The organism is Yinghuangia seranimata (genome assembly GCF_029953285.1).
Lineage (GTDB): Bacteria > Actinomycetota > Actinomycetes > Streptomycetales > Streptomycetaceae > Yinghuangia > Yinghuangia seranimata.
Map to the genome: position 1 here is coordinate 91,283 of NZ_JASAOI010000065.1, position 8,748 is coordinate 100,030.

Genomic DNA, 8,748 nt, shown 5'->3' on the forward strand with positions numbered 1-8,748 from the left:
AATCCCTTGTCGCCCGCTTGATCCCGATGTGACCATGACGAGATGGCAGCCAGCTACGCCCAGGCCCCCTCCGCGCGGACCGCCGAGAACACCAAGCAGAAGAACGGGCCGTGCGCGTGCGGCAGCCGGTGCTCGTGCCACGGCGGCGCCACGAACACGCAAGCAAGGCGGGCACCCGAACAGGCCGCCGATCCGCTGGGGATGCTGCACGCGTCCAGCCCGGCCCCGCTCGCCGACCCGCTGCGCCGCGCGCTGGAACCGCGGTTCGGCACCGACCTCGGCGACGTACGCCTGCACACCGGCCACGAGGCCGCGGCCTCGGCCCGGGCGCTCGGCGCGAGGGCGTGGACCAGCGGCCGCGACATCGCCTTCGGGGAGCGGCAGTTCGCGCCCGGGACGCGGCCGGGCATGCGCCTGCTCGTCCACGAGCTGAGCCATGTCATCCAGCAGCGCGGCCAGGGCGACCACCGGCCGGGCGGCGCGTGGCGGGTCTCCGACCCCGCCGAGGCGTCCGAACGCGCGGCCGACCACGCGGCGTCGGCGGTGCTCGACGGCGGACGGGCCCACGTGGCGCCGACCGCCCGCTCGGGGGTCAGCGTGATCGCGCGGTCGCCACGGGAAGGCACCGCGGTCACCGTCGACACACTCGACGAGAAATCCCCTCCGCACCCCGGCGCGTTCGGCACCTGGGAGGGCGAGGTCAGGCGCACCACGTTCGCCACCGCCGAGGACGCCGAGCGAGAGCTCCACGGCAAGAAGGTGACGCACCTTCACGACGCGGCCATGAACGTCACCTGGGATCCCTCGACCTGTGAGGTGATCGTCCCGATCAAGGTCAACGTGCGCGGCGCCCGGAAGGGTGAACTGAAATACCTCGAGCCGGGTCTCGTCCCCGCCGACACCACGGACGCCAACCTCATCAGCCGTGTCGGCGACGGTTTCACCAGGGAGCTGGAGACCTTCTTCAGCCAGTGGTACACCGTCGAGTGGTCGGGCTGCCCCACCGGCGGAAAGACGCCTTGCGTGGGAAAGCACATGCCGATCAGGGTGCAGGTCATCAGGGGCGGCGGCACTCCGGACTACGACATCGCGGTCAGCCATCTTCGCGGGCGGTCGTTCGTCTACCCGACCCTGGCCGGCGGGCACTCCGGCAGCGCCGTGCTCTACGGCGACGACGTCCGGACCTGGCGGCACGAGGCCGGGCACCTGGCCCTGCGGGCCGGTGACGAGTACCTCGAACCGGAGAAGTCCCTTCAGGACCCGGCGACCAACGCCAACCCGGCGCGCGTGTTCGGGGACGACTGGTCCTACATGAACCGGCAGGGCGTGTTCGGCGACCTGTCGCTGCTGCACCGGCGGCATTACAGCTTCGCGACCGCGTTCCTCAACGCGGTCGCGGTCCAGAACGGCTGGCCCTGCCGCGCCGAACTACGGGAGCTCGCACGCCCGCAGGTGGCCGCGTTCGACATCAGTGTCGGCGCCGGCTACTCGACGTACGCGGGCGGTTCCTTCAACTTCGACGTCGGCGCGGGGATCGCCCTGTCACAGGACCGCCTCCGGGAACTGAACGTCCTGCTCAGCGCCCACGGCCAGCTGTTGGTCGCGGAGAAGCGCGCGGCACTGCTCGCAGGCGTGCGGTTCGGGATCGCGCACACCAACCATCCGTCGAGCGGCGGCTTCACCTGGGGCGGTTTCGGTGAGAGCGGCGTCGTCCACGAGGCGTTCGGGGGATCCGACCCGACCGGCGCGTACCTCAGCGGAGGGCTCTCGGCGGGCTACAGGTGGGGGTACCAGAGCGGCGGCGTCGGCGTGCTCGGCGTCGAGGGCGCCGCCACGATGCGCCTCGACGCCCCCGCCGAGCACTGGTTCCGTCTGGGCGTCACGCTGGGCGCGCGGTTCTGACGGCACCGGGTGCCGCGTCCGTCTCGCCGTCCAGGAAGCCGCCCGACTGGTGGCGCCACAGTCGGGAGTACGTCCCGCCGAGCGCCAGCAGTTCGCCGTGCGTGCCCTTCTCGACGATCTCGCCCTGGTCGAGCACGACCAGCTGGTCCATGCGCGCCACGGTGCTCAGCCGGTGCGCGACCACGAGCGCGGTGCGGCCGTCCATCAGCTCCCACAGGGCCTGTTGCACGAGCAGTTCGCTCTCCGAGTCGAGCGCGCTGGTCGCCTCGTCGAGGAGCAGGATCGGCGCGTCGCGCAGGATGGCGCGGGCGAGTGCGACGCGCTGGCGCTGGCCGCCCGAGAGCTTGACGCCGCGTTCGCCGACCAGGGTGTCGAAGCCGTCGGGCAACCCGTCCGCGAACTCGGTGACGTGCGCGGCCTCCGCGGCGGCGCGGATCTCCTTCTCCGAGGCGTCGGGGCGGGCGAACGCGATGTTGTCGCGCAGGGTGCGGTGGAACATCGCGGGGTCCTGCGGGACGTACGCGATCATGCTGCGCAGGTCGGCCTGGCGGAGCTTGGCGATGTCCTGGCCGCCGATCGTGATCCGCCCGTCGCTGACGTCCATGAAGCGCAGCAGCAGCCGGGTCAGCGTGCTCTTTCCGCCGCCGGACCGCCCGACGAGGCCGAGCTTCGACCCGCTGGGCACGTCCAGCTCGAGGTTGCTGAACAGCGGCTTGCCGCCCGGGTAGCCGAACGTCACGTCGCGGAACCGCACGTCGGCGGCGGCCGGGCGCAGCGGTTCCGGCACCGCGGGGTCGGTCACCGTCGGGGCCTCGAGGAGCAGTTCGGTGAACTGCGCGGCCTCGGTCAGCGAGCTCTCGATGCGCCGGTAGACCTGGTTGAACTCGAACATGATGCGCGTGGCGTTGGTGTAGTAGGTGAACGCGACGACGATCGCCTCGACGCCGAGCCCGCCGCGCAAGGTGACGGCGAGCAGCAGGCCGAGCGAGTTCGCCGCCACCGACAGCGGGGCGACGATCGTGTCGATCCGCAGGTTGGCGTAGTCCCAGGAACGCACCGCGGCCCTGCGGCTCTCGACGACCCGGGTGCGGTGCTCGGCGGCCTCCTGCTCCTCGGCGGCGAACGCGCGGACAGTGTCCATGTTCGCGAGACTGTCGGCGACGTGCCCGGACAGGCGGGCGTACGCGGCCTCGCGCTTGTCGACGAGCTGCTGGCGGCGTCGGATGAGCGGTGCGATCACGCATCCCGAGACCACGATCAGGCCGACGAGGACGGCGACGAGCACGGGGTCGTAGTGCCACAGCACGACGGACGCGAACAGCAGCGGGATGATGTTCGCGACGACGGAGAACGCGAGGGTGTCGACGAACTCCTCGTAGCGCGACGCGAAGCTGAGGACCCGCTTGGTCAGTGATCCGGCGAAGTTCTCGTGGAAGAACGCGGCGTCCTTGGCCAGCAGTTCGTCCATTCCGACGACGTAGAGGTTCTCTATGCCGCGGCCGTCGGTGCGGTTGAGGCAGTGGATGCCGATGCGCCACAGCAGTTCGGCGAGCAGGCTCACGCCGGCGAACAGCGCCACGTACTTGACGACCGATTCGCCGCCCGCGGCCAGGTGGCCGACCAGGGCGCCGACGATCAGCGGTGCGACGTAGAACAGGCACACGTTCCCGAGCGCGGGAAGCAGCAGGGCGGGCACGGAGAACTTGCGGCTGCGCTTCAGCTCGCGGCCGTAGTAGCGCAGCGCGAGCAGCACGGCGGGCTTGCGTTTGGATTTACCGGCGGCGGTCGGGGTCGCCTTCGCCGACATGTGTCCCCTCCAACGGCTTGGCAGGCGGTGGGTCCATGCTGCCGGATCGGGGCGAACAGGGCGATTGAATAACCGCGTTCCAGAATTGAACGGCCGTTGCACAGGGTTACTTGAGGACGCCGCGGCGGAAGAGGACGAAGACGAGGGTCCCCGCGCCGCCCGCGCCGGAGAGCAGCCAGCCCGCGGCGGCGTCCACCTCCGGGCCGGTGCCGGGCAGGTCCGCGATGATCCGGCTGACGAAGAATCCGGCCGCGGTGCCGACGGCGCTCCACCCGACGGCCGCACGGACGTGCGGATGCCTTTGGAGCCAGGCGTCGAGCCCCTTGAGCGGCTTCCCGATCATCCAGTCGAAGACCAGGCCGACCGCGCGCCCCAGCCGCCTCCGGCCCGCCGGACGCAGGCCGAACACCCATACGGCTTCAAGGAGTCCGACAGCGAGCACGCACCCGCCGATGAGCGGGAACGACATGTCGTCCCAGCCGGTGGCCCAGGCGACCAGCCCGGCGGCGAACCAGCCACCGACGACCGCCGGCCAGGCACGCGCGGCGACCCACAGCAGCGCCGTCCCGACAGCGCGCAGCGCGCGGCCGAGCAACCGCGCCGGGCGGGTCCGGGTCGCCGCGATCGCCGCCGAGCCGATGCGGCCCAGTGCCCGGCTCGGCGCCGACATGCCCCACCAGCGGCGCAGCACCGCCGCGTCGGCCGCTTCTCCGCCGCCGGGTCGGGAGGCCCCGCCCTGCCACGCGGGCGCGTCGCGGACGGTGACCACCCCGTCGGGCCCGACGGCCGCCGCGTCCCGCTCGTCGAGCCCCGCGACGAAGTCCCGGAACTCCGTGTGCACGAAGCGGTATCCGCCGCCCACACGGGTCAGGAGCGCGCGCTCGGACGCGTCGTCGAGGAAGCGTGCCAGCCGCCACGGCAGCACGCCACGTGCCGCCAGCGACCAGCGCGTCGACCAGTACGTCAGCCAGGTCCGCGCCGGACCGCTGCCGACGAGCAGCGCGAACGCCGCCAGCGCCACGGCAGCCGTCCCGGCGAGCGGCCCGCCGAGCCACCCGACCGCGGCCGACGCGACACCGGCCCCGCCCGCGAACGCCGCGCAGACCAGCAGCGACACCCGCCCGGAGGCGTGGAGCGCGGACGACGGTGAGGCGGGGGGCGATTCGCGGTCCGGCACCATCCCGTGCACCAGGGCGAACGCGGTCCCGCACACGAGCGTGCCGGGTAGCGCCCCCATCAGACCGTACGTGAAGCCGAACGTGACGCCGCCGGCCCAGCCGCCGACGAACGCGCCGACGACGCCTGCGACCAGCCCGACGTTCGTGCCGTCGAAGAGCCCGTCCGGCAGCGCGCCGAAAGCTTGGCCGAAGTACTCGTCGAGCTCCGGCCAGCCCCGCGCGAGCGTTTCCAGGTCGAGGGCGTGCGACCAGGGGGTGTCGACGCCGCCGACCGTCCCGCCCACCGCGGCGCCGAGCGCGAGGACGAGCAGCAGGCGCACCCGACTGCCGCTGCGCGCTTCGGCGTTCAGCAGCAGCGTGAGCAGGACGGCGGTGCCGGTGGCCGCGCCGGCGATGACCCAGAAGGCGATCATGTCGTTCGCGATCGAGCCGAGCACCAGCGCGGCGACCGCGAGTATCCCCAGCGTCAGCGCGACCGCCTGGAGGGCGCCCCGGCCCGCCGCGCGCCACGACCAGGTCCAGCGCGCCCAGGCCGGTTCGGGCAGCACCTCGAAGCCGCGGCCGAGCGCGAACGCGAGCGTGCCGGCCGCCGCGAACCGGGTCCCGTCGTCCCCCATCGCGAGCAGGCCGGCGGCGGTGAACAGCGGTGCCGCCACAAGGGCGAACATCAGCAGGGGAACGGCCATCGCCATGACGGTGCGCGCCCGTTCCCCCGCACTCGGCCGCCATGGCGGACGCGCGGCGTAGCCGTCGTCGATCCAGGTCGGGGTGATCCAGTCCGGGTAGAAGACGCCTTCGCCGCGGGCCGCCATCAGGCGGGCCAGCGGCACAAGGCCGCGCACGGCGGCCAGGGTCGTCACAGCCGTCGCGCGCCCGACACCGGGGAGCAGTCCGCGTGGGCGCAGCATGAGTTGTTCGAGATAGCGGTGGTAGAGGTGGGCACGGCGTTCGTCGGCGGTGCCGCGCGGCAGGGTGTCCGGGTCGGCGTCGCGGAGCGCGCTAGCCGCGATGCCCAGCATGAGCGGCGTGGTGAGGATCTCGGCGAGTACGTCGTCGTCGCGCACGGCGTCGCGCAGCGCGGTGAAGTCGTCCGGGGACTCCGATAATCGGCGCAGCACGGTGTCGCGGTCGAGCGGTTCGACCGCCACGGCGTGGCGCACCTTGAGCGGCGGACCGTCGCGGTACTCCTCTTCGCGGCAGGTGACGACGATGCCGACGGCGCTGTACGCCGGGTCCGCGAAGAAGGCCGCGATCTGGGCTCGGGCGTCCCGGCGCCGTACCGCCGGGAGTTCGTCGAGTCCGTCGAGCATGAGGAACAGGCCGCCGCTGGAGAGCCATGCAACGGCGTCGGCGCGCAGGACGCCGTAGTGGCTGCCGATCTCTTCGACCAGCCAGTCGGCGAACGGCGTTTCGGAATCGCGCCAGTCCTGGAGCAGCAGCGGCAGCGGAACCACGGCGCCGCGGTCGGGGTAGGCGGCGTCGACAAGGCGGTCCGCCAGGGCGAGCAGCAGGGTCGTCTTGCCCGCGCCGGGGGCGCCGACGATGAGCAGGCGCCTGCGGTCGGGCGGGACGAGGTAGCTGCGGTAGACCTCGTCGGCGGTGAGCGGCGGTCCGGGGGGCTCCGGCGGGGCGGCCCACCCGTCGTCGCGGGCCCAGGCGTGCGTGGCGAGGTCGCGCCGGAGGCGGCACGAGACGTCGAGGGGGACGGTGTCGAGGAACGACCGCTCCAGGGAGTCGTGGAGCCAGTCCTCGCGCACTCGGGCGAGCAGAGTGGCACGTGCTCGGTCGGGGATCCGCGCGAGCCCGGCCAGCCGGACGCCTTCCGACACCGCTTCGACGAAGTCCTGCCGCGTCGGGACGCCGAGCGGGTTCCACCCGGTCCCGCCGTGCACGGGCACCAGGGTTCCGTGCAGCCCCATCCGGGCGGCGGCTTCGCGGAACTCCCCTTCCCTCCAAAGTTGTTCGATGGGATGGGCGGTCAGCCGGCGGCCACCGTAGGCGGCCACCTTCGACACCTTGAGGACCACGCCGACCATGGCGCCCGCGGCGAACAGCGCCGAGCCCGAGAACCCGCCCCACGACTCGTGCCCGCCTCCGGCGCCGTGGGCGTCGACGGCGATCCGGTGGGCCTTGTGCAGGGCCAACGGCGCGACCTCGCCGATGAGTTGGTCGGTGTCGCGGAGCCGCCCCGCCGCGGCGCGGGCCGGGAAGCCGACCGCGGTGCAGGACACGGGGGCCGGGCCCTCCAGGCGTCCCCACGGGACCTCGGGCACGGGGTCCGGCACGAGCGCGTCGTCCGCCTCCAGCAGCGCGACGTCGTACGCCTCGCCGAACCACACCACGCGGGCGGGCACGTACGGCGATCCGCTCGGTGCGGACGCGGAACGCACCTGGAGCACCGAACCTCGGCGGCCACCCTCACCGGCACCGTCGCCGGGCGCGACGGCACGCTTCACGACGTGCCACGCGGTCAGCACGGCCCGGCCGCCGACGGCGTATCCCGATCCGAAGTCGCCTTTGCCGTCGGCGTGCTCGACCCAGAGCTGCACGACCCGCGCGGGGTCCGGCGGCCCGTCGGGCGCGGTCGCGCCGCCCACCGGCCGCCCCCCACCACCCATATCGCCCATCGTAGTTGAGCAACACCCGGGCGGGGCGCGGTTGATGGACATGCGCGCAGGGCCTCGCGGGCGCGGATCGTACCGGTCGCGGGCGGCCCGGTCCCGAGGTCGCGGATTCTCGTCTGGCGTGACGACGCGGCTGCGTAGCGTCCGCAGCGACCGGTGGGGCGAAGGCCCTCCGCGTCGCACCGACCATCGGACGAGATATCCGGACGGAAAAGGAGCGCAGCGCAGATGAGCAATGTCGAGACCATGCTCAAAGAGGCCCTGACCTCGATCGACGGCTGCCTGGGGGTGGCGCTCGTCGACTACACCAGCGGGATGCCGCTCGGCACCATGGGCGGCGGCAAGGAACTGGACCTGGGCGTCGCCTCGGCGGGCAACACCGACGTCATCCGGGCCAAGGTGCGCACCATGGAACTCCTCGGCATGAAGGACGAGATCGAGGACGTGCTGATCACCCTCGGGAAGCAGTACCACCTGCTGCGGCTGCTGCGCGGCCGCGGCAAGGCGGGGCTGTTCCTGTACCTCGCGCTCGACAAGAACTCGGCCAACCTGGCCATGGCCCGCCATCAGCTCAAGCGCATCGAGGCCGAGCTGGAAGTCTGACGTGACCCGGCTTCCGGGGCTCCGCACGCCCTGCGATTGAAGACTTCTTCAATTCCCGACATCGTGATGGCTTGCCCTGCGGGGCGGGCGGACCCCGGAAGCGGAAGAATCGACGCACAGCCGTCGAAGCCAGCGGGAGCGTTTGCCGTATGCAAGTCCCCCTGTACCAGGCCAAAGCCGAGTTCTTCCGCATGCTGGGACACCCGGTGCGCATCCGCGTGCTCGAACTGCTGCAGAACGGGCCCGTGCCGGTGCGGGACCTGCTGAACGAGATCGACATCGAGCCGTCCAACCTGTCCCAGCAGCTGGCGGTGCTGCGCCGCTCGGGGATCGTCGTGTCGATCCGCGACGGCAACACCGTCAGCTACGCGCTCGCGGGCGGCGACGTGGCCGAGCTGCTGCGCGCCGCGCGCCGCATCCTCACCGAGCTGCTGGTCGGCCAGACCGAATTGCTGGCCGAACTCCGTCAGGCGGACGTCGGCTGACGGGGCGTCGGCTGACGGGAGGTCGGCGTCATCCAGTAGGTTGCCCGCGTGTCTGAGCGCGAGATGGGGGCCGGCGGGACGCCGGAGCCCGACAGAGACCCCGCACACGAGCCCGCGACGACCGGCGGCGACCCGCACGTGGGCGGCCC

At 72.6% G+C, this 8,748-nt stretch carries 5 protein-coding genes; 3 read left to right on the plus strand and 2 right to left on the minus strand.

The window, feature by feature from the left end; all coding sequences use genetic code 11:
* Positions 1–42: 42 nt before the first annotated feature.
* A complete protein-coding gene (locus tag QI554_RS36770; protein WP_281476646.1) occupies positions 43–1,902 on the plus strand; it encodes an eCIS core domain-containing protein in 1,860 nt (619 codons plus the stop codon).
* Here the strand turns inward: QI554_RS36770 and QI554_RS36775 are convergent.
* Together QI554_RS36775 and QI554_RS36780 are read right to left on the minus strand one after the other, a co-directional pair.
* Positions 1,880–3,709 carry an ABC transporter ATP-binding protein gene (locus tag QI554_RS36775; RefSeq protein WP_281476648.1) on the minus strand — a complete coding sequence of 610 codons (1,830 nt, stop codon included), beginning with the start codon at positions 3,707–3,709 and terminating at the stop codon, positions 1,880–1,882. The genes QI554_RS36770 and QI554_RS36775 overlap by 23 nt on opposite strands.
* Before the next feature lie 106 nt (positions 3,710–3,815).
* Complete coding sequence (locus QI554_RS36780) at positions 3,816–7,505, minus strand: serine protease (protein ID WP_281476650.1); 3,690 nt, start codon at positions 7,503–7,505, stop codon at positions 3,816–3,818.
* Positions 7,506–7,739: 234 nt separating this feature from the next.
* On the opposite strand from QI554_RS36780, the gene QI554_RS36785 reads away from it, so the two are divergent.
* Complete coding sequence (locus QI554_RS36785) at positions 7,740–8,114, plus strand: hypothetical protein (protein WP_281476651.1); 375 nt, start codon at positions 7,740–7,742, stop codon at positions 8,112–8,114.
* Between the two features lie 149 nt (positions 8,115–8,263).
* A complete protein-coding gene (locus QI554_RS36790; protein WP_281476652.1) occupies positions 8,264–8,599 on the plus strand; it encodes an ArsR/SmtB family transcription factor in 336 nt (111 codons plus the stop codon).
* The last annotated feature ends 149 nt before the right edge of the window (positions 8,600–8,748 follow it).